Raw genomic sequence first — 22,392 nt, 5'->3', positions numbered from 1 at the left:
AATCCGCGGGCCGACGGTGCCGAGCTTTCCGCGGATTACGCTTCGCTAATCCGCGCTACCCACCACAATCGCACCCAGCACGCCGGACAGGCTGTCCAAACCCGGCGGCACGATAATGTCCTGCGCAAAGGCCGGGCTTTGCAGATACCCGGCCAGATGCGCTCGCATCGCCAGCTCCGCCGCCGCGCGCACGCCGGGCCGCTGTCCCACGCCGCCGCCCAGGATGATGCGGCGCGGTGCCGTGATCAGCAGCAGGCTGGCGCAAAGCTGCCCGATATAATCCCCCACCAGCGGCCAAACCGGGTGATCATCGCCCAGCGTTTCCGCCTTCGCCCCCACCCGCGCCGCGATGGCGGGACCGCAGGCCAACCCTTCCAGGCAATCGCCATGGAACGGGCAATGCCCCGTATAGGGGTCACGCACCGGGTCGCGGCGGACCAGCAGATGCCCCGCCTCCGGATGCAGAATGCCATGCACCGGTGCGCCATTGACCACCAGCCCGACACCAACCCCGGTGCCGACGGTGATATAGGCAAAGTCGCGCAGGCCCCGCGCGGCACCCCAACGCCCCTCGCCCAGGGCCGCCCCGTTCACATCGGTATCCAGGCGCACCGGCACCCCGAACCGTTCCACCAGCGGCGCCACAAGCTGCGTCTGTGACCAGCCCGGCTTGGGTGTGTTGGTGATGCGCAAGCCCTGCGCGTCGGCGGGGTCCAGGCAGAGCGGGCCGAAACTGGCGATACCGATGGCATCAAACGGCTTCAGGCTGTCCAGCGCGTCGATAATGGCGGCCATGGTGGTGGCCGGGTCGGTGGTGGGAATGCGGTGGATGGGCGACAGGTCATCCGGCCCCGTGCCAACCCCGACCACCACCTTGGTCCCGCCCAGTTCGATACCCGCGACCCGCATGTCCCACCCTTCCCTTAACCGTTCTTGGCGACCAGCCAGCGCAGGCCCCAGGGGGCCATCGCCACAGACTGCGCGTTGACATCCGTCCCGTCCAGCAGGTCATGCCAGTCACCAGGACCCAACAGGCCCGACAGATCCATGACCATGTCGTCACCCTTGAACCAGCCCAGACAGATCAGGCGATCCCCGCCCCTGTCCGCCCGCTCAAACGCCAGCAGTGCCGGATCGGCGGACGGCAACGGGCGGGCCGGATTGGCCGCATGCAGACAAGCCCGCCCCTGCCGCGCCTTTGCAAAGGCGGCAATGGCAGCAAGGGTCGTCCCTGCGTCGCGGGTCCAGTCCATGCGGGGCCGATGCAGCCAGCGGCCATCATCATGGTCGGGTTCCGACGCATAGTCGGGATCATTGGTCAGGGCACGTTCATCGCCCATATAGATGGCGGGAATACCGTCCAGCGCGAAGGTCACACCATACAGCAGCCGCAGCCGCGCCAGTGCCGCCGCATTGTCGGCCCCGTCCCGCACACCGGCCAGCGACGCCGCCATGCCATTGGTGGAGCGCACAGCCCCCGGTTCCGCCTGGAACGCCTGTCCATCGGCAAAGGAACCGGGCACGGAACCGGCATAGAAATCCGATATCCAGGCCAGCGTCTCATCCGGGATTACACCCTTCAGCGCCCCCCAGATGATGTCGTCATGGCAGCGAACATAGGTCAGCCACCCGGCCCCCGCCGGCTTGGCCAGCGCCTGGGTCAGGCAGGTCGCCAAGGGCCGCGTGTCCCCCGTGGCCAGTGCCGCCCAAAGCGAGGTCATGGCGGTGTTGTTATAGGCCAGATGGCATTCCGGCTGCTCCGGCTCTCCCAGAAACGGCAGAACCTCCGCCAGCCCGACAATCGCCTCCGCCTTCAACGCCACCGCCGGGGCCACGATGGCCAGGGCGGCGCGCCAGGCACGCACCACCAGATGCGTCTCCGGAAGCCCACGGCAATCGCTGCCTTCGCGTTTCCATAGGAAGGGCGCACTGTCCAGGCGGAACACTTCCGCCCCCTGGTTCGCCAGATATAGCAGCACGTCCATCATCTCGATGAAGACCGCCGGGTTGGCGTAGTTCAAATCCCACTGGAACGGATAGAAGGTGGTCCAGACATGGCCCCCCATTTCCGGCACGAAGGTGAAGTTTCCGGGTGCCGTCTGCGGAAACACCTGTCCCAGATGCGCCTCATACGCCGCCACCTGCCCTGAACTTTCCACCACATGATAGAAATCACGGAACTTCGGATCACCCGCCTTGGCGGCCAATGCCCAGTCATGGGTGTCTGCGGTATGGTTGCAGACGATATCCAGGCACAGGCTGATCCCCCGTTCCCGCAGGTCGGACGCCAAGCTGCGCAGATCATCGATGCTGCCCAGCTTAGGGTCCACCTGCCGGAAATCGGCCACGGCGAAACCGCCGTCACTGTCCCCTTCACGTGGCTTCAGAAGCGGCAGCGGATGGAAGTAGCGCACGCCCAGCCGCGACAGCTCATCCAGCTTAGCCCGCGTGCCGGCCAGGGTGCCGCCGAACCGGTCGATATAGGTGCAATACCCTACCATTTCCGGCTGCTGGAACCAGTCAGGCGACGCTTCGCGCACCTGATCCAGCGCACGCAGGTCCGCCGGACGGGCAATCGCGGCCCCCAGCAGGCGTGCCGCCAGCTCCCCCTCCCACGCCCCTTCGCCGTAAAGCGGACGCAGGGCCGCCAGCAGCCGATGCCAATGCTGCCCTATCCGCGCGGACAAGCGGGCGGACAGGTCGGCATCATCGGGAAGGGCCAGGGGAAAGGCGGACATGGGACAAACCTGTTTCTTAAATTGCTCAACGATAATCACGAAAAGAAAGCCCGGCCGGGGTTCCGGAAGGAAGGAGGGGGAGGTCCCCCGGCCGGGTGCGCCACGTCAGAAGCTGTATTTCAGCGTGGCAGTGCTGGTACGTCCGTTGATGGAGCGGGCGCGGATGATGTTGTCGATGCCATTGGTGATGGAGCCTTCTTCGGCTTCCGTCAGGCCCTTGGCATTGAACAGATTGTTGACATTGATGGACAGCGACAGGCCGTCTGTGATGGCGGCGTCGGCGAACAGGTTCACTTGGGCATAGCCGGGCATCACCAACTCGTTATTGTCCTGGGCATAGGATTTGGTGGTGCCGATGATGTTGGCACCCAGCGTATAGCCCTCATAGCTGTAGGAAGGCGTCAGCTGATAGATCAGCTTGGCCTGACGACGGGGCGTATTGCCCTTGACCGCCGGGGTCAGCGCATCCTTGGAAATCTCCGCATCGGTCCAGGTAGCGCCACCGCTCAGCAGGAAACCCTCATAGCGGTAGGTGGCTTCCAGCTCGATGCCCTTGGCCGTGTAGGTGCGGTCAAAGAAGCGCTGGCTGGTCGCCTCGAAATTCTGTTCCTGGGTCTTGGCATAGAAGGCGGTGGCGAAGACGCTGACATCCTCCCCGCGCCACTTCAGGCCCGCTTCATACTGGTCGACCATATCGACCGCATCCTGCTTGGCAACCGAGCCATCGGCGCGCAGGCGTCCGAACAGCAGGCGGTCGGCATTGGCGCGGCCACCCTGGCTGACACGCGCGAAGGCGGCCAGATCGGGATCGATCATATAGTTGGCACCGACCGACCAGGACCAGTAACCCCAGTCATAGTTGATTTTCTGCGGGTTGGCGCTGTCGATCACCGACACCGACTGTTCGGGAACATTGATGCTGCCATCGCGGTTCACATCGACCTGGGCCTGACGGCTGGCGATATAATGGCCGCGCGCCTGCCCCTCATCCCGGCGCAGCGAGGCGTCCAGGTTCAACTGCCCCATTTCCCACGCCGCCGACACGTAGGGCGCGTCGATCGTGTACTGCGCGTCATAGCGGCGGGTGCAGCAATTGCCCCACAGCGGCACGCCATAGGCCAGCAGACCATTGCTGGTCAGCTTCTGCCCCGCGGCGTTATAGACATCCAGCAACCGCCCATCGCGGCCATTGACGTCCATGACATAGGTGTTCCACAGCCAGTCCATCTCGATATTCTGCCGGGCCTTGTAGTAGCCGGCGGTCAGGTCGATGGTGCTGTCACCGCTGACGATGGACTTGGTCAGCTTGAAGTCGTTGGCCAAGTTGGAGAAATCATTGATCTCCACATCGAACAGCGCCACCCGGGTGGCCAGCCCATTGCCGTTCAGCGAAGACAGCGTGCCGACCGACGAGCCATCGGTATTGCGCAGGCTGGCGCCGGTGCCACCGATGGCCATGGCCAGCGCCTGGGCACCCATCACTTCCTGCGGGAACGGGCTGACGAAGCGGCCCGACGTATCGGCCACGCGCAGCTTGTTGGAAACGGCCCAGCCATCGGCCAGATCAAACTTGAACTCGCCCCCCACCGCCGTGGACACCGGGTGCATCCCGTCCTTCAGGCTGCTGGTGCGGACATTATTGTCGCCATCCAGACCGACATTGGTCAGGAAGTTGGGCGTATGCAGGCTGTCGGTCAGCAGGCTGAAATTGTTGATAGAGCGGATCTTGGGATCGCTGTTGGTCCCGCTGACCAGCACCGGCTGCGGCAGATAGCCGATGGCGCGGTCATTCAGATATTTGAAATAGACGCGGGCATAGCCGTTTTCGAACTTACGGGTCAGGTTGGCCTTGATCTGACCGCCGCTCTCCGCATTGTAATTGGCGTTCCGGACACCCTCACCCTCGCGGTAGAAGCCGCCGATATGGGCCGTCCAATTGTCACCGATGGCGCCGCCGAACTCAAAATCGCCTCGCGTCGTATCGTAATCCAGGCCGCGCGTCACGGCAAAGCTGCCGCCTTCCTTATCGCCGGTCTTGGAGATGAAGTTGATGACGCCGCCCGGCGAATTGCTGGCCAGCGTGCTGGCCGAACCGCCGCGGATCGCCTCGACCCGCGCTACATTGCTGTCGGCGCGCAGGAAGATGTCGGCATTACCGAAGGCAATGTCGCCGAATTCCATGACGGGCAGTCCGTCTTCATGCAGTTGCAGGAACTTGGCACCACCGGCAGCCACCGGCAGGCCGCGCACCGCGATATTGGCATTGCCCTCGCCGCCCGTGGCCTCGGAGCGCACGCCGGGGATGTTGCGGAAAATCTCCGCCGTGCTGCGCGGTGCAGACTGCATCAGGTCATCCGCCGACAGGGCGGAGACGGAGACGGAGCTGCGCATCTTGGAGGTCTGGCTGACCACAGCGGTCACCACGATCTCTTCCAACTGCAGATCATCGCTCTGCGCCGGTGCCTCGGCCTGGGCCGCCGCCTGTGCGACCTGGGTTTCCTGGGCATGGGCCATCGACAGGCTGAACGCCGCCAGCGCCGCGCCCATGGCGGACGCACGCATCATAATGCACTTCATTTGGGTTCTCTCCCTCTGGGACCAGTTTGGCCAGATATCGGGCGCCGTTATCCGGCTCCCATTTGCTTCGAGGGTGAGAATAAGCAATCTGCAATCGTTTGCAAGTCAGATTTTGCACAATCAGCCTGATCTTGGGTCGGCTGATTGTGCGTTCTGGTGGAAAACCTGTGATGTCAAAGCCCTGACAGCAAATTTATGCCCAAGACCTGTAGCAGCAAAGCTACAATCGTTTGCATTGCAGCAGAACTAAAGGGTGACGGATATGTAGCGCGGATTAGGCGAAGCCGTAATCCGCGGAACGACAATGCCGGGATTGCCGCGGATTACGCTCCGCTAATCCGCGCTACGATCACGCCGTCGGTGATGGCATTTTTTCAACGCCTTAGCCTATGCGAACCCTTTGAAACCCGACACACACCTACCGCCCCGCCGTCTCCCGCCGCAGTTCGAAGATGCGTTCGTAAATCGCCTTGCGCATGCGGTTCACCCCGCCCAGCGGCTTATGGTCGGGTAGCGCGTGCCAGGGGTTGTAGGAACTGGCCTCACACGCCGCGTTCTGCGGTTCGGTGTTGAAATCCTGTTTGGGGATCTCGATTCGCGCCACCTCCTGGAACGGCGCTTCGGTTTCCGACCATTCATAGCGCGGGTCCTCCACGCTCATGTCGCCGGTCCGCACCTGCACCATGAAGCGCATGCAGGCCCCGCCCGTGGCCAGTTGCTCCACCATGGCGGCGCGCAGATAGTTGGGGTCCTTGGTCTTCGGGATGACCACGGGTTTGGGTTCGCACGGCATGGCGGAATATTTCACGGCCACCGCGTCCGCCCCGCTGCCCAATTGGTAGGGCACCATGGACCAGTAGCGGGTGTTCAGCGGGTTATCGATCAGCGAGCTGGTGGCATCCACGGCATTGATCGTGCCCTTCAACCCGATGGACAGCGGGACCAGCAAGGGCTGCAGCCACTGCGTGATCTTGCTGGGACTGTCGGTATAGCCGACCAGCTTTTCATAATCCTTCGGCTCCGCCACCAGGAAGGTGGGGAAATTGATCATGATGAAATCCTGCGACGGCTCCGCCCCCGGCGCCACCGCCAGCGGGGTGCCGGGCAGCGGCTGTTCACTGCTGCCCAGCACCTTCACCGCCATGCCGCGCCCATCCTTGTCATAGTCGGGGCGATTGGGATTCTCATTGGAATTGGAATAACGGATGACGGCGCGATAGGCACCGGGGCTGGCGAACAGCCCATGGCGCAGGGCCACCGGCACCCCATCGCCCACCGTGAAGGTGGCGGCGACGCAGCCATGCGGCTTGGGGTGCGCGTCGCGGCGTACCGGTACATTGGCGTACATCCGCTCCAGATGGGCATAGATGATGGCCGCGACGCGGGCGGCTGCGTCCACCTCCCCCGGCGCCAGCTTCTCCCCCGGCCCGTCGGCGACGGGATATGTAGCCGGGTTGATGGGCCGGTAATAGGCGTCGCCACGTTCGGCACAGCCCGACAGCAGGGCCATGCCGGCCACCGCCAGGCACAGCCCTTCCTTCAACCGTTTGGTCATCTGCGTCCCCCGGCCTTACAGCGTCTTCAGGAATTCGATCACGGCCTGCTTGTCCGGGTCCGACAGCTCCGTGCCATAAAGCTTGCCGGAATGGCCGGAATTCAGGTTGCCGGGGAAGCCTGTGTCATATTCATAGGTCGGGCGGTTCGGGTCCGGCCCCGTCTGATAGCCGACATGCACCGGATCGAACTCCCGGCTGCCGACATGGAACCTGGTCGGTCGCTTCGTCTCGTCGGTCAGCAGGGCCGCCAGATTGGGGACGGAGCCATTATGCAGATAGGGGGCGGTGGCCCAGATGCCCGTCAGGGGCCGCGCCTTGTACGACCGTTGATCCGCCTTGTCGTCAAACGACCCGGTATAGGTCTTGGACAGGCGACCGGCGGCGATGGTCTCGCTGAAATCGGACGTCAGCACCCCCACCACCTGCGTGGTCAGCGCGTCGCCCCGGTTGCCCAGCGTATCGCCATAGGCCTTCTGCCAGAACAGCAGCGGGCTGATCGGCTTCTGCCCTTCCAGCTTGCCGCTTTCCCAGGCCAGCCCCGTGGCCTTGTTCATGCGCAGCAGGAAATTGTCGGCCATGCCCGGATCGGTGCCGATCACCGATGTCTGGATCAGGGTCGCCTGATAATCATTGCCCTGCTTGTCGCGCGCGATGACCTGATGGCACAGAACGCAGTTCACGCCATCGGGCGTCTCCCCGCGATAGATCTTGCCGCCCTTGGCCGCCAGATCCTTGTCAATCGCCGGCAGGATGCTTTCCGGCCAGGGGGGCGAGCGCAGGGTGGACAGCCAGTTCTCGATATGGCCCAGATTGTCGGTCAGCACCGTGGACGCATAGCCAAAGCGCGGGTCCTTGCCCGGCACGGTCCCGAACGTGCCGTCCGGCGTGGTCCATTGCGATGGGTCCTTGGCCGTCACGCGGATGCGACCATAAACGCCCAGCACCTCGCCCACATTGCGGGCCAGCGGACCGACGCCCAGGCCCAGCACGGATTTATTGGGCGCAAAGCCGTTCCACTGCACCACGTCCGACTGCGGCGCCCCCCACAGGAACGGATAGCTGACGGGCGCGTTCGACGGCGAGTAATTGGCTTGATCGACCGCGATGTTGAAGCCGGAAACCTGATTGAAAATCGCGCCGATGGCATCAATGCGGCCATTGCCGGGCAGCGGCACATATTTCTCGCGGATCACCGCATCGGCCTGGGCCCGCGCCTCGGGCGCCAGGGCGCGCAGACCCGCCTTCAAATTCTCGTTCTTGGCCTGATAGGCGCCATAGGTATCAGTGCCGGGACGTTCATCGACGGGGCATTCCTTGCTATTATGGCTGCCGCACAGGTTCCGGCGCAGATATTCCGACAGCCACATCTGATGTTCGGCCATCTGGCCTTTCAGAACATTGCGCGCATCCGGCGTATCGGCGGGCAGGAAACCCTTGGACACCAGGGCCGCCACAAACCGGTCAAACTTCTCCGGCGTTTCAGAGGTGACCAGCAGCGCGTCCAGCAGCTCCGCATTGAAGCGATAGAAATCGCCCAGCGACGGCGCGCCGTCGATGATCAGCGATTTGCCCTGGTAATCCAGCTTGTTGGTATGGCACGCAGCACAGTTGGGCCCGGCCCAGGCCATGCCCGGCGTGCCATCGGCCCCCTTCATCCCCGGCGTGACCGTGAACCCGATGGGCAGCGCCTCCGGGTTCCACGCATCCTTCTGCGCGGGGATATAGCCCAGCCGTTCCATATTGGCGGGCGCAATAAACCGCTCCGTGCCGCCGGCCTGCTCCACCACGACCAGCCAGCCATAGGGCACCATCCACGATCCCTGCGGCGTGAACCAGAAGGCCCGGCGCTGTGCCGCCGACCAACCCTGATCCACCCCCCACCAGGCCGGCCACCCCTCCCAACCGGGCGCCAGCTCCGCCACCTTGCCCGTGTCCGGCACCGAGGTCCATTGCGGCACGGGCAGCTTGCCGGCAGGATTGCTCCCCACCTGCACATACCCCTTATCCGCCCCACACCCCGCCAGCACCAACCCCACCGCCAGCATCGGCAACGCCGTCAGCAGCGCCTTACGCTTCCCCATGCTCTTCCCCCGTCGCATGCGTGGCCCGGAAGGGCCTGATTTCGCCGCAGAATTGCATGAACGGGGGCGTTGGGCAATGGGGGATGGGTGTCGGGGATATGCTACATATTATTGAACTGATTTGGCTACACGCCTGTTTGGAACCGGAAGCGGACAGATGGGCTGAGATACGGATAGCGTAGTGATCTGCGGTATTTGGCTTGACTGAGCAATTAGTATCATGTGAAATTTTCTAACTATGTTACTATCTCATAGTAGCTAGAATCAAATCTCGGAGGGCATGGTGTTAGCCCAATTAAATGAATTGACTGTTGATGAGGAATTCCTCGCCGAATTCAACATTGAAAAGCTCATTTCGGAGTGGAAAAGCACGGAAATTCACGCGCTTTCTTCAAATTTTCGAAAGCACTCCGAGACAACTGATAACAACAATGAACGCAATCTTTGCATTCTACTTTCAGCGGTAACTTCTTTTTATTTTAAGCCACAGAACACTAAGGAGCCATATGGGCCAATGCTCGTGATGGAAGGGCGTCGCTCACCAATTCCATCTGACCTATCTGATTGGCAGTTTGAGATGCTGCTAAAGATTGCTCAAAAACTTGAGACTGTCAGCTTGAAGGCACGGCTAACAGATGTCGTATGGGTAGAAAAACGTAAAGCATTGGGTCCCCAATTAAAACAGGCTGGGGACATTGCCCTGGATTCATTCTTGGTTCTTGCAAACGAAAAACTTATTGCCGGCGACATCCATGATTTCTGGGAGGCTTTCGAGCGCGCAACCCAATTGGCAAATCAACTTAAGACCGATGTGTACGAGCAACTTGTTAACTTGTGCATCGCTGCCGCCCCTGTATTGGTCGAGCAGGATGCCCCAGGTCTTCTAGCACCGCTACTCAAAATCGCTACGAGTTGGCAATTGATGAGCAACGTCGATGTGCGTTTGTTTGCAGTGAACTCATCTATTCGTTGTGAGGAAGGTGAGAATTGGCATGCTGCATCCGAAATGCTTCATCTCGCAGCTTCAACTCACGATCATAGGGAACAAGAACAAGCTAACGCATTAAAACTCAAGGCCGCAGATATTTTCGAACGAGCCGCAGATATTGTCGCGAAACGCGGATCGGCCATAGTCGCGGCGAACTATCAAGAACGCGCAATGGAAATTTTGCGCCGGGTAGGGGGCGCAACCGAAAGGCGCGAACAATGTCAACGGAAATTGCTTCTTTATCAGAATGACATACGCAGAGAGATGCAATCTCACACTCACTCTATGGACTTAAGGGACATTGTAATCAGTGCAGAAAATGCGGTTTCGGGAAAGGAGTTTTTAGACGCCATCCTAGCGCTAATATGCTTGTCTAACCCACCAAGCGTTGAATCACTGGTTGAACACCAAAGAAATATGATTAAACGTCACCCACTGAGCGCTTTATTTGGCGGAACTATTCTTGACCATGACGGAAAAACAGTAGCTAGATTTGCCCCCGTGGATACAAATAGTGACATAAATACTCCTGGAATGCGCCATAAGGTCATTCAACAAGCAAATTTGCGACAACAAATTTGCGCCCAGGGACAGTTGCTTCCTGCCATTAGGGTCATTTCTACACAACATCTGGTTCGAGCAGAAAGATTTAACGCTATCATAGAAAATTCTCCATTTGTTCCTGTCGGACGTGAACATGTATTCGCTGTCGCATTTGAGCGCATGTTTGAAGGTTGTATTATGGAAGCGGTACATCTACTTCTTCCACAATTTGAAAACTCTATTCGCCACATCTTGTGTGAGCGAGGCGTGGTGACATCAAAGTTAAAGAAGGATATGACGCAAGAGGATATGAATCTGAATGAGATGATGTATGGCGACGTTGGCGCCGAACTTGAGAAAATTCTTGGAAGGGATCTTATATTCGATCTTCAATCAATATTGGTGGACAGGCTTGGTCCAAATTTGCGCAATACGATTGCACACGGCAAAGCATCTACGGGTGCAATGTATTCACATCACGTATTATATTTTTGCTGGATTTCACTAAGACTATGCTGCTTGCCACTATTAGAATATTGGGAAGATTTAGTATCCAAGGATTCCGCAGAATAACTAAAAATATAATTGAAATTTATTAAAGTTTATTATATTTTTTATTACTATTTTATATTTTTATGAAACCCACCAAATCGAATGCGCACCGAACTGAGGGTTATTACTGCAATGTCCGCGCTTGGAAAATCTTGGGGGTGACTACTTTGGGCACTTCACAGAGCCCAAAGCGCTGAAAACAAACTCTTACATCCGCCTTGCAATCGTTTGCAAAACCCCAAAACCCAGCGTATGATCCCCTCAACATCGGGCGAACGCCCCTATAAGTCGATCCGGGGAGGATGCGTGCATGAGTGACGGGTTTGGCCAGCTCTCAACGCTGGATGCGGGGATTATCGGGCTTTATCTGGTGGCCATTGTCGCACTGGGGCTTTACGCCTCGCGGCAATCGCGCACGGCCACGGATTATTTCCTGGCGGCGCGCAGTTCGACCTGGCCCACCATCGGGCTGGCGCTGCTGGCGTCCAACATTTCCTCCACCACCCTGATCGGGTTGGCGGGGGCGGCCTATGCCACCGGCATTGCCGTCTATAATTATGAATGGATGGCCAGTGTCGTGCTGGTCTTCTTCTGCCTGTTCCTGCTGCCCGTCATTCTGCGCAGTCAGGTCTATACGATGCCGGAATTCCTGGAACGCCGGTTCGACGGCTCCATCCGGCTGTATTTTTCGGGCCTGACCATCTTCCTGAACATCGTGGTGGATACCGCAGGCACGCTGTTCGGCGGGGCCTTGATGTTCAAGCTGATCTTCCCCGGCGTGCCGCTCTGGCAGATCGCGGGCCTGCTGGCGCTGGCCGCCGGTGCCTATACGGCGGCGGGCGGGTTGAAGGCGGTGCTGGTGACAGAGGTGGTGCAGGCCGTGATCCTGTGCGGCGCCTCGGTCTTCGTGGCCGTCTTCGCCTTCGACAAGGCCGGCGGCTGGGATGCCGTGATGGCCGGGGTGGAGGCACAGAAGATGAGCCTGATCCGCCCCGCTTCCGACCCGTCCCTGCCCTGGACCGGGTTGATCACCGGCGTGCCCCTGATCGGCCTTTATTTCTGGTGCACCAACCAGTTCATGGTGCAGCGGGTGCTGTCCGCCAAGGACCTGAACCATGGCCGCTGGGGCAGCCTGTTCGCGGGCCTGCTGAAGCTGCCGGTGCTGTTCTTGATGGTGTTGCCGGGCAGTGCCGCCATCCTAATGTATCCCAATCTGGAACGCCCGGATCTGGTCTACCCCACCTTGATCTTCGACCTGCTGCCCGTGGGCGTCATCGGCATTGTCGTGGCCGGCTTCCTGGCCGCCATCATGTCGTCCATCGCCAGCACCTTCAATTCCGCCTCCACCCTGGTCACCATGGATTTCGTGCGCCGGTTCCGGCCCGACGTGTCACAGGCGTCGCTGGTCCGCATCGGCCGCGTCACCACCCTGTGCTTCATGGTGCTGTCGGTGGCCTGGGTGCCGGTGGTGGAGACGATGACCGATACGCTGTGGCAGTATTTGCAGGCCGTGCTGGCCTATGCCGTGCCGCCCGTCGTGGCCCTGTTCCTGGCCGGCATCTTCTGGCGCCGCGCCAATGTGGCCGGCGCGCGGGCCGGCGTGGTGGTGGGCCTGCTGGTCGGCGGCTATCTGTTCTATGGCATCCAGATGTCGGGTTCGATCCAGCTGCATTTCCTGCTGGCCGCCACCCTGCTGTTCGCCTGCTCGCTGGCCGCAATCATCATCGCCAGCCTGATCACCCCGCCGCCGCAGCGGGAAAAGACCGAAACCCTGATGTGGACCCGCGCCGATTTCGACGCCGAAACAAAGTCCTTGGCGGGTCAGCCCCTGTGGAAGAATTACCGCGTACAGGCGGTGGCGCTGCTGGTCCTGACGGCGGTGATTGTCTGGGTGTTCCGGTAATCACAAACGGGAACTGGGCGGGGTGCCCTCCCCTCGTCATCCCGACAAAAGTCGGGACCCAGGGGCCAGAGGCACCGACCCCGCCCCCTTATTCCAGTACCGTCGGGCGTGCGGCCCCTGGGTCCCGGCGTTCGCCGGGATGACGAAAAGGGACGGCCCAGCCCTCAACTCCCGCACGACTTCCTGACAACCAGTTCCGCCGGCATGGTGGCAGAGGGCGTATTCTCCCCCTCCATCCGGCGGAACAGCAGGTCGATCATAACCTTGGCCCCGCGCGCCAGATCCTGGCGCACGCTGGTCAGGGCCGGGCTGACATAGGCGGCGATGGTGATATCGTCGAACCCGACGACGGCCACATCCTCGGGTACGCGCAGGCCGGCGGCGTTCAGCGCCTTGATGGCCGCGATGGCGATCACGTCCGACACGGCGAAAATGGCATCGAACGGCACCTTGCTGTCGATCAGGCCGCGCACCGTGTCATAGGCGGTATCCACCGTGAAATGCGCGGGCGCCAGCAGGGCCGGGTCCTCCGCAATGCCGGCAGCGGCCAGCGCGCGGCGGTAACCGTCATAGCGCAACCCCACCTCCGGCAGGGACGGCACGCCCAAAAAGGCGATACGCCGCCTTCCCTTCTGTACCAGATGCTCCACCGCCAGCCGCGCGCCGCCGATATTGTCCGAGCCCACCGAACAGTAAATCTGGCTGGGCAGATGCGCGCCCCAGACGACCAGCGGCAGATAGGTGCGGGCCACCGCGTTCAACGCCTCATGCTGATCGCTCTGCCCGATGACGATCAGGCCGTCGGCCTTCTGCGACTGGATCAGCCGGTCCTGCCACCCCGGCTCGGGTCGCGCCACCTTGGTCAGCAGCACATTGTAATCACGCGCCGTGATCTCATCGGCCAGCCTTCCCAGCAGCTCGATGAAGAACGGGTCGGAAATCAGCTGCCCCACCTCATGGCCCAGCGGGATGACGATGCCGATGGTGCGGGTCTTCTTCAGGCGCAGGTTGCGGGCCTGTTCATTGATGACATAGCCCTGCTCCTGCGCCAGCGCCAGGATCTCCTCGCGCTTGGCCTGCGGCACCAGGGCGCTGCCAGCCAATGCGCGGGAAACCGTGGAAACCGACACACCCGCCATCCGGGCAATGTCTGCCATCTTGATCGGTGCCGCCATGCCGAAACTGCCCTGCGCTTTTGCCAACCGGCGGCCAAGCTAGCAGAGGCGGCGGCGGAACACTATGCCTGCGCGGCATCCCCGAAATCGGTGGAGATGGAGATGCTGCGCCATGTGGCCAGGATGGCGCCATCCGCCTCATGCTTGGCCTCAATGGCCGCAACCGTATCGCTGCCTAGGGGCAGGCGCACCGGCGGGTTTGGCGCATCGGCAAAGGCTGTGAGCACCTCTGCCAGCTTGGCGGGATTGCCCGGCTGCGCATGGTTCAGCCCAACCGCGACCTGCCGGACCTTGCCAGCCGTTTCCGCATAGTCGGCGATGACAACCGGGCTGATGGTGAGCGAGGCCGCATCCAGGAAGTCGGTCCGGAAGTAACCCGGTTCCACAACCGTCACATGGATGCCGAGCGGTGCCAGTTCGACATGCAGCGCCTCCGACAGCCCCTCCACCGCGAATTTAGTGGAACTATAGACACCGAAGCCCGCCGCGCCACGATAGCCGCCGATGGAGGAAATATTGAGGACGCGTCCCGTACGCCTTTCCCGCATATGGGGCAGGACGGCACGGGTGACATTCAGCAGCCCGAACACATTGGTGCGATAGACAGCTTCAACCTCAGCCGCGCTGGCCTCCTCCACGGCGCCCATAAGGCCAAAGCCGGCATTGTTCAGAAGGATGTCGATGCGGCCAAAGCGCGCGATGGCGGCCTGTGCGGCGGCAATAGCCTGCCTCTCATCCGTGACATCAAGCGCCAGGGACAGCAGGTTTGGATGGCTTCCGAAGCGATCCGTGACCGTGCGCGGATTACGGGCGGTGGCGACGACCGCGTCACCCTGTGCCAGGGCGCGTTCAGCCACAAGGGCACCGAAACCACGCGAGGCGCCGGTAATGAACCATACTTTCATGATGATATCTCCTTTGGGTTCGGCGCGCTCAGGCGTCCTGTTTCACTTCCGTGGCAAAGCTCAGCTCCATGTCCCGCGCCAGGAGGTCGGGGAAACGGGCCAGCATCGCCTTGGTGTAAGGCTGTTCGAAATGGGCATCGAGGTCGGCCCGCGAGCGCCAGGTTTCGTAAAGGATCCAGACATCGGGATCGTGATTGTCACGATGCAGTCGATAAAGGATCGCCCCTTCCTCCCGCAGCGTCGGGACGATCAGGGCCTTCAGCCCTTCGCCTAAAGCGTCGCCCTGCCCCGGCTTGGCCGTAAGCCGGGCGATGAGCATCAGTTCACCGGAACCGGCACTCGCTGACACTGGATACACCGCTTCCCACGGCACATTCCGCTCAGTGGCCAGCCGCCAGAAGATGTCGGCGACATCGCCGGCCTCCTTCGACCCCGGACTGACCAGCGTCGCGACAGTGGCAAGCGCGATGCGCACATTCCTGTCGGCAAGCGGCCCGGCCAGCGCCTGAACGATGTTGCGCAAACCGGCCTTGCCAACACCCAGGCTGGCGTAGCTTTCATGTGGCGTCACGGCCAGCCCGCCGCCCGTGACAAGGATGGTCCCGCCTCGATCGCCGAACTGCCGAACCGCGCTGCGGATGGTGTGTAGCCCACCGGCGATATTGATCGCCAGGTCGCTGTTGATATCCGCGTCGGTCATGCTGAACAGGTCCTGCTGACGCACGACCGCCGCGTTGAAATGAACGACGCTGAGGCCGCCTGTCAACCGATCAGCGTCGGCGATGGCGGCACGCAGGGCCACCGCATCCGTGGCATCCGCCGGAATGGCGTGGGCCTTGATGCCGTCCTGCGAGAGTTCGGCAACAAGCGTCCCAAGCCGGTCAGGCGTCCGCCCGGTCAGAATGATGGTCCATCCTTCACGGCCGAACCGTTTGGCGACGGCTTGACCGATGCCGGGCCCGGCACCTATGATCATAATGGATTTGGTCATGACGGTTCCTCGTGATGGCCAACCGACCGCCGGTATACAGAGGCAGCCGGTCAGGCGCGGAGCGGCTCAGGGGAGGATTTCGGCCAGTTCGACCAGATTGCCGAACGGGTCGCAGAAAAAGGCCAGCCGCCGGCTGATCGCGGGCAGTTCAAACGGCTCGGTGACAATGGTCACCCCGCGCTCACGCAGCGTCTCAACCGTGCGGTCCACACTTTCCACATTGAGACAGAAATGATGGTAGCCGGCCCATTTCAGGCTATCGCCGAGATCGGCATAAGGGCGAACCTCCACCGGGATCGGCTCACCACCGCCCAGGACCTCGATGTAGAAATGGTCATCGTTGGGCGGGGCCAGATAGGCCAGTTGCTCGTCGGCATAGTCCCACTCCGCAATGACACGGAAATCCAGCTTGTCGACATAGAAGCGCTTGGCCGTTTCCAGGTCTGGCGTGCGGATGGCGACGTGATGACCGCGCATGTCGGCAAAGGGAGAGGTGTTGTTACGGGCGGGGGACGCAAAGTCTGCCATAATCTTTCTCCTGCGTGGGCCCGGTACCGTGCCGGGCTGGTGAGGAGATATTTCCCGCTTTTCGATCCCATTGATTAGTGGGATAATCTTCGCATTACTACTGAGTATAATTCACTAATTTGGACGACCGATGCGGACCACCGATCTGTCAGAACTGGCAGCCTTTGATGCCGTCGCACGCCACCGCAGTTTTCGGCGGGCAGGCGAGGAACGGGGTGTCACCGCTTCCGCCATCAGCCACGCCGTCAGCAATCTTGAAGCCCGTGTTGGCATCCGCCTGCTCAATCGCACAACCCGCAGCGTGTCGCTGACCGACGCTGGGGTGATGCTGCTTTCTCAGCTTTCGCCCGCATTCGGGGAGATCGGCTTCGCGCTTGACGCGCTCAACCAGTTCCGGGATACGCCGTTCGGCAAGGTGCGCATCAATGCACCGAATTCCATCGCACCCTTCGTTTTCGGGCCTGTCATGGGAACGCTGGTCACGCAAAACCCTAAACTGAAACTGGAAATTGTCGCCACCGACCGGTTGGTGGACATTGTGGAGGAAGGGTTCGATGCCGGCATCCGGCTTGGAGAGAGCCTGCGCGACGGCATGACGGCGGTGAAGATCAAACCCCGCCTGCGGCTAACCGTGGTCGGCTCCCCCGCCTATTTCGAGAACCGCCCCATTCCGAAGACACCGGCAGACCTGAAGGACCACGTCTGTATCCGCAACATCTATCCAAGCGGCAAACCCTATGCCTGGGAGTTCAGCCGGGCAGGGAAAATCATCGCGTTCGAACCGACGGGTCCGCTTTCGCTGGATGATCATGAACTGATGGTGGAGGCGGCCCGATCAGGCGTGGCGCTGGCCTATGTCTGGGAAGACCGCGCGCGGCCCTATATCGCACAGGGACAATTGATTGAATGCCTCGCCTCCTGGTGCGCGCCGGAGGACTGGCTTTATCTCTATTACCCTACCCGCAAATATCTTTCCGCCGGGTTGCGGGCCGTCATCCAAGCGCTGCGGGCATAGATCCATACCCATGGCCTCCGGGGAGGCGGGGGGCCGCCATGCAAGCCATGACGCCCCGCCCCTTACATCACTCCCACTCAATCGTGCCCGGCGGCTTGGACGTGATGTCATAGGTTACCCGGTTGATGCCCCGCACCTCGTTGATGATGCGGGTGGCGACATGGCCCAGGAAGCTGTGTTCGAACGGGTAATAATCCGCCGTCATGCCATCGACCGAGGTCACGGCGCGCAGGGCGCAGGCATAGTCGTAGGTGCGGCCATCGCCCATCACGCCGACGGTGCGCACAGGCAGCAGGACGGCGAAGGCCTGCCAGATCTCATCATACAGGCCCGCTTTGCGGATCGCGTCCAGATAGACGCTGTCGGCCTTGCGCAGAATGTCCAGCTTTTCGCGCGTGATCTCACCCGGCACGCGGATGGCCAGGCCGGGGCCCGGGAAGGGGTGGCGACCGACAAAGCTGTGCGGCAGGCCCAGCTCACGGCCCAGTGCGCGCACCTCATCCTTGAACAGCTCGCGCAGCGGTTCGACCAGTTTCAGCTTCATACGGTCGGGCAGACCGCCGACATTATGGTGCGACTTGATGGTGACGCTGGGGCCGCCGGTGAAGGACACAGATTCGATGACGTCGGGATAGAGCGTGCCCTGCGCCAGGAACTCCGCCCCGCCGATCTTCGCGGCCTCGCCATCGAACACTTCGATGAACAGACGACCGATGATCTTGCGCTTCTGTTCCGGGTCGGACACGCCTTCCAACTGCCCCAGAAACAGCTCGGCGGCGTCCACATGCACCAGCGGGATATTGTAATGGTCGCGGAACAGGGTCACCACCTGTTCAGCCTCACCGGTCCGCATCAGGCCGGTATCGACGAAGATACAGGTCAGTTGGGCACCAATGGCCTCATGGATCAGGACGGCGGCGACGGAGCTGTCGACCCCGCCCGACAGGCCGCAGATCACCTTGGCGCTGCCCACCTGATCACGGATGCGGGCCACGGCTTCGGCGCGGAAGGCAGCCATGGTCCAATCGCCCTTCAGGCCCGCCACCTTGAACAGGAAATTGCGGATCAGGGCGTCGCCATGCGGGGTATGCACCACTTCGGGGTGGAACTGCACGGCATAGAAGCGGCGGGCATCGTCGGCGATGATGGCGTACGGGGCACCTTCGGACGTGGCGACGATACGGAACCCCTCGGGCAGCTTGGTGACGCGGTCGCCATGGCTCATCCACACCTGCTCATGCGCGCCGATGGACCACACGCCCTCAAACAGGGCGCAATCATCCTTGACGTCCACAAAGGCGCGGCCGAACTCGCGGGTCTCGCCCGGCTCCACCTTGCCGCCCAGCTGTTCGCACATGGTCTGCTGGCCATAACAGATGCCGAACACCGGCACGCCCAGGGTCCAGACCAATTCGTTGGCGCGTGGGCTGCCGGCCTCCGTCACGCTGGCGGGGCCGCCCGACAGGATGATGGCCTTGGGCGCGAAGGCACGGATGCGGCTCTCATCAGCGCTGTAGGGAATGATCTCACAGTAAATGCCGGCCTCGCGCACACGGCGGGCGATCAGCTGCGTCACCTGCGATCCGAAATCCAGGATCAGGACACGGTCGGGATGGGCGGCGGGTGCGGTGGAAGCGGCGGCGGCCATGGCGCATTTTCCTGCGGGTCAGGGGCGGAGAATGCGCTGCAACCTAACCAACCAAGCCCGTCCCGGCAACAGGCACCTCCGCAAGGCTGCCCCCTGTCAGAACCGGACCAAACGCGACAAGCGACGGACCGCAAATACCTATTGACTCTTCCTTTCACCTGTCAGTATTTTCTTACACATGAAATACGAACTTCAGATAGCCGGAACGGCGTGCGATGGGGAACAGGTCCTGGCGGCCCTGTCGGCGCTGGCCAATCCCCACCGTCTGCGCATCGTCGCACGGTTGGCGGGCGGCGACCGGCATTATATCAGCCAGCTGGCGCGCGATCTGGGCATCAGCCGGCCTTTGCTGCATCTGCATGTGCAGAAGCTGATGGAGGCGGGGCTGGTGACATCGCGGCTGGAGCTGTCGGACGACGGCAAGGCCTTGAACTATTTGCAACTGGCCCCCTTCCACCTGGACCTGACGGCGGACAGCCTGCGTCAAGTGGCGGCGGGGCTTTCGGCGCACAGCGCCACAGGGGACTGACAGGGGATAATGATGGCGGATGATACCTTTCTCTATGCGATTTTCTGGATGGTGGTGGGGGTCGTGTCGATCGTTGCCATGACGATGGTCAGCAAGACCGTGCAGGCCAAGGCCAAGATGGCCGAAGACGGCGCCTATCGCGCGCTGGCCGAACGGGCGGTGATGGCGCTGGAGGAACAGACCGGCATCATCAACGCGCTGCGCGCCGACCTGACCGCCGCCCGCACCACGCTGGCCAATGTCGAAAAAATCCTGAAACAGGTGGAATAAATGATCGACGGTATCGCGACTTGGCGGCTGCACCTTCTGCGCGCCGTTTATCTGATCATGGCGCTGGGGGCCGGTTACCTGAACTGGTCACAGATCATCGATCCGACCCAAAGCTGGACCTTCACCGAAGGCGTGATGGTCACCATGCTGGCCGCCATGTCGGCCCTGGCCCTGCTGGGCCTGCGCCACCCGCTGCGTATGCTGCCGCTGATGTTCTGGGAGATCGCCTGGAAACTGATCTGGCTGGCCCGCGTCGCCTATCCGGCGTGGCAGAACGACACCATTGACGACGCCCTGGCCGCCAACATCTTCGCCATCGGCCTAGTGATGATCGTCATCGCCGTTGTGCCGTGGGATTATGTCTGGCGGGTTTATGTGAGGGGAACGCCTTCGTAACCCACCCTACCCCTTCGTGGTCAGCACCGTATAAGCCACGGGCCGGCTGACCACCAGCACAGGGTTCTCCTTCACCAGCCCCTTGTCATTGGGCACATTCACCCGGCCCCGGTCATCGGCCTTCAACATGCGCGGCCCCTTGGTACCCTCCAGCGTCACCGTGCAATCCTTGCCGCAGAACAGGCGCAGCGTCTTGGCCGACGGGGCCAGGAACGACACCATCCCCGCCTCCTTCTCGATCAGCTTGTCGAACTGATCAAAGGCCGCCTTCACGTCGGCATAGGCGATGCGGGTCGTGCCCGGCGTCACCTTCATGCCGATCTGGGCCTTCATATTATAGGTGGCGGCGGCTTGATTGATGGTGACCGTGGCGCCGGCCTGCACCCAATCGGAGCGGAACGGGATATCCACGGCATTGTCGGCATCGACGGGCAGGTCCACCCGCCCCTCCGGTGCCGTCACCACCATGGTGACGGGGGCATCCAGCGGCTGCTTGTCACTGGCCGGCTGCACCGACAGGCGCAGGGCCAGACGGTCGTGCCCCTGGCCATAGAACTTGACCATCTCGTCATGGAATTGCTTGTACGGCACCGTATGCGTGCCGGGCGCGGCCAAAGCCATCGGCACAGCCAGCGACAGAACCAGGACGGTGGTCAGGAACAGACGCATAGTTTTGACCTCACCCCAGCGGTTGGAAGGGACTGACGGTGACACGGCTGCCTTCGGCCACCAGGAAGGACCCCTCGGCCACCTCGTTCCAGTGGCTGGCATCCTCGTCCAGCGGTTCGGACAGGACCATGACGGAGTCGGTGCCATCCTCCAGACAGACGCGCCCGTCGCGGCAGCCATCGACATGGCCCTGGGTCCAGAACAGGCTGGGTGAGCGGCCATCGCAGGACCAGCGTACCGCATAAAGCCGCTTGCCATCGGTACAGGCCGCGGTCATGCGGAACGGTTCCGTCACCCCTTCGCGGCGCATCTTGCCCACGATCTGTGCAACCGTCAGGGCAAAGGCGCTGGCCGGGTCTTCCATCAGGCCATTGCCCAGCGCCAGGTAGAAGAAGGCCTCGCTGTCGGTCGATCCCTCGCGGTGGCGGTACAGGTCCTTGCGGATCATGCCCTCCACATCCTGACGCACCAGCGGCCAGCCGCCGATCTGCCCATTATGCATGAACAGCCAGTCGCCATAACGGAACGGGTGACAGTTCAGCCGCGACGTGGCCGTACCCGTCGACGCCCGCACATGCGCAAAGAACAGGGGCGAGCGGATCTGTTCGGCCAGCGAGCGCAGATTGGCATCCGACCAGGCCGGCATCGTATCACGGTAAAGCCCAGGCTTGGTCAGATCCCCGTACCAGCCAAGGCCGAATCCGTCGCCATTGGTGGGCGCCACGCTGCGTTGGGCCGACAGCGACTGCCGGATCAGCGAATTGCAGGGCTGGAACAGCAGCGTGTCCATTGCGATGGGAATACCGGCATAGGCCAGCCAACGGCACATCGAAACCACCTTAATATAGGTCCGGCGAACAGATCGGGCCCCGAACCACGGCCTGTCTACTGTTAAATCAGTCCCCCATGGCGGAACAAGGGCAAAGCCATGGCATTTTGAACATCGTTCGAAATACCCCCCGCCTGTGACCTTTCAAGGGCCATCCGCAACCAAACCCGCTCCCCGCTGTTCTTTGCATCGGAGCCGCCTGATCGGGTGGCTCGGAAAGATCCAAGGAGAATTCCATGAACACCGATACCATTAAGGGCAAGCTGAACGAAGCCAAGGGTGCGGTAAAGAAGGGGATCGGCAAAGCCACCGACGATCCGGTCCTGGAGCTGGAAGGCCGCGCCGATCAGGCCAAGGGCAAGGCCCAGCAGGTGAAGGGCCATCTGAAGGATGCGGTGCGCGACGCCACCCGCTGATCCCCTGCCCCAATACCCGTTTTTCCTGTCCCGGTCCCCCTCGCCCATGTCGTGGCCGCCTGTCACACCGTTGTAGGCTGCAA

General features: G+C 61.7%; 19 protein-coding genes. 7 read left to right on the top strand and 12 right to left on the bottom strand.

The window, feature by feature from the left end; all coding sequences use genetic code 11:
* Positions 1–45: 45 nt before the first annotated feature.
* The 5 genes from ACODSP_RS01455 to ACODSP_RS01435 form a co-directional block, all read right to left on the bottom strand.
* Complete coding sequence (locus ACODSP_RS01455; RefSeq protein WP_488963855.1) at positions 46–909, bottom strand: ROK family protein; 864 nt, start codon at positions 907–909, stop codon at positions 46–48.
* Between the two features lie 14 nt (positions 910–923).
* Complete coding sequence (locus ACODSP_RS01450; RefSeq protein WP_488963854.1) at positions 924–2,738, bottom strand: alpha-amylase family glycosyl hydrolase; 1,815 nt, start codon at positions 2,736–2,738, stop codon at positions 924–926.
* Between the two features lie 105 nt (positions 2,739–2,843).
* A complete protein-coding gene (locus tag ACODSP_RS01445) occupies positions 2,844–5,303 on the bottom strand; it encodes a TonB-dependent receptor domain-containing protein (protein ID WP_488963853.1) in 2,460 nt (819 codons plus the stop codon).
* Between the two features lie 430 nt (positions 5,304–5,733).
* The gene (locus tag ACODSP_RS01440) at positions 5,734–6,870 is read right to left on the bottom strand and encodes a catalase family protein (protein WP_488963852.1); all 1,137 of its coding nucleotides are present in this window, start codon (positions 6,868–6,870) and stop codon (positions 5,734–5,736) included.
* 15 nt (positions 6,871–6,885) lie between these two features.
* Positions 6,886–8,952 (bottom strand): di-heme-cytochrome C peroxidase, encoded by a 2,067-nt coding sequence (locus tag ACODSP_RS01435; RefSeq protein WP_488963851.1) that lies wholly within the window; start codon positions 8,950–8,952, stop codon positions 6,886–6,888.
* Between the two features lie 280 nt (positions 8,953–9,232).
* On the opposite strand from ACODSP_RS01435, the gene ACODSP_RS01430 reads away from it, so the two are divergent.
* The gene (locus tag ACODSP_RS01430) at positions 9,233–11,056 is read left to right on the top strand and encodes a DUF7380 domain-containing protein (protein WP_488963850.1); all 1,824 of its coding nucleotides are present in this window, start codon (positions 9,233–9,235) and stop codon (positions 11,054–11,056) included.
* Positions 11,057–11,345: 289 nt separating this feature from the next.
* Positions 11,346–12,938, top strand: coding sequence for a sodium:solute symporter (locus ACODSP_RS01425; RefSeq protein WP_488963849.1), 1,593 nt, complete (start codon positions 11,346–11,348; stop codon positions 12,936–12,938).
* 164 nt (positions 12,939–13,102) lie between these two features.
* Here the strand turns inward: ACODSP_RS01425 and ACODSP_RS01420 are convergent, their stop codons facing one another.
* The 4 genes from ACODSP_RS01420 to ACODSP_RS01405 all read right to left on the bottom strand — a co-directional run bounded on the left by ACODSP_RS01420 (position 13,103) and on the right by ACODSP_RS01405 (position 16,537).
* Positions 13,103–14,113 carry a LacI family DNA-binding transcriptional regulator gene (locus tag ACODSP_RS01420; RefSeq protein ID WP_488963848.1) on the bottom strand — a complete coding sequence of 337 codons (1,011 nt, stop codon included), beginning with the start codon at positions 14,111–14,113 and terminating at the stop codon, positions 13,103–13,105.
* A 62-nt stretch (positions 14,114–14,175) separates the two neighbouring features.
* Complete coding sequence (locus ACODSP_RS01415) at positions 14,176–15,018, bottom strand: SDR family NAD(P)-dependent oxidoreductase (protein WP_488963847.1); 843 nt, start codon at positions 15,016–15,018, stop codon at positions 14,176–14,178.
* Positions 15,019–15,046: 28 nt separating this feature from the next.
* Positions 15,047–16,009, bottom strand: a complete 963-nt coding sequence (locus ACODSP_RS01410; RefSeq protein WP_488963846.1) for an SDR family NAD(P)-dependent oxidoreductase — start codon at positions 16,007–16,009, stop codon at positions 15,047–15,049.
* A 66-nt stretch (positions 16,010–16,075) separates the two neighbouring features.
* Positions 16,076–16,537, bottom strand: coding sequence for a VOC family protein (locus ACODSP_RS01405; RefSeq protein ID WP_488963845.1), 462 nt, complete (start codon positions 16,535–16,537; stop codon positions 16,076–16,078).
* Positions 16,538–16,667: 130 nt separating this feature from the next.
* On the opposite strand from ACODSP_RS01405, the gene ACODSP_RS01400 reads away from it, so the two are divergent.
* Positions 16,668–17,552, top strand: coding sequence for a LysR family transcriptional regulator (locus ACODSP_RS01400; protein ID WP_488963844.1), 885 nt, complete (start codon positions 16,668–16,670; stop codon positions 17,550–17,552).
* 67 nt (positions 17,553–17,619) lie between these two features.
* Here the strand turns inward: ACODSP_RS01400 and guaA are convergent, their stop codons facing one another.
* Entirely contained in the window at positions 17,620–19,200 is a 1,581-nt protein-coding gene (gene guaA, locus ACODSP_RS01395; protein ID WP_488963843.1) for a glutamine-hydrolyzing GMP synthase, read from the bottom strand.
* 178 nt (positions 19,201–19,378) lie between these two features.
* On the opposite strand from guaA, the gene ACODSP_RS01390 reads away from it, so the two are divergent.
* From ACODSP_RS01390 to ACODSP_RS01380, 3 genes are read left to right on the top strand one after another with little or no spacing between them, the layout of a single operon-like run.
* Entirely contained in the window at positions 19,379–19,729 is a 351-nt protein-coding gene (locus ACODSP_RS01390) for an ArsR/SmtB family transcription factor (RefSeq protein ID WP_488963842.1), read from the top strand.
* A 9-nt stretch (positions 19,730–19,738) separates the two neighbouring features.
* Complete coding sequence (locus ACODSP_RS01385) at positions 19,739–19,999, top strand: hypothetical protein (RefSeq protein WP_488963841.1); 261 nt, start codon at positions 19,739–19,741, stop codon at positions 19,997–19,999.
* Entirely contained in the window at positions 20,000–20,395 is a 396-nt protein-coding gene (locus ACODSP_RS01380) for a hypothetical protein (RefSeq protein ID WP_488963840.1), read from the top strand. It abuts the gene before it with no gap.
* A 6-nt stretch (positions 20,396–20,401) separates the two neighbouring features.
* Here the strand turns inward: ACODSP_RS01380 and ACODSP_RS01375 are convergent, their stop codons facing one another.
* Complete coding sequence (locus ACODSP_RS01375; RefSeq protein ID WP_488963839.1) at positions 20,402–21,064, bottom strand: DUF2987 domain-containing protein; 663 nt, start codon at positions 21,062–21,064, stop codon at positions 20,402–20,404.
* A gap of 10 nt (positions 21,065–21,074) precedes the next feature.
* Complete coding sequence (locus ACODSP_RS01370) at positions 21,075–21,893, bottom strand: class II glutamine amidotransferase (RefSeq protein ID WP_054167278.1); 819 nt, start codon at positions 21,891–21,893, stop codon at positions 21,075–21,077.
* Between the two features lie 236 nt (positions 21,894–22,129).
* Between ACODSP_RS01370 and ACODSP_RS01365 the strand changes: the two genes are divergently transcribed.
* Positions 22,130–22,309 carry a CsbD family protein gene (locus ACODSP_RS01365; protein WP_488963838.1) on the top strand — a complete coding sequence of 60 codons (180 nt, stop codon included), beginning with the start codon at positions 22,130–22,132 and terminating at the stop codon, positions 22,307–22,309.
* The last annotated feature ends 83 nt before the right edge of the window (positions 22,310–22,392 follow it).

The sequence above is a fragment of the Niveispirillum sp. FG156 genome, assembly GCF_057809555.1.
This window is presented reverse-complemented; position numbering and strand designations above follow the sequence as displayed.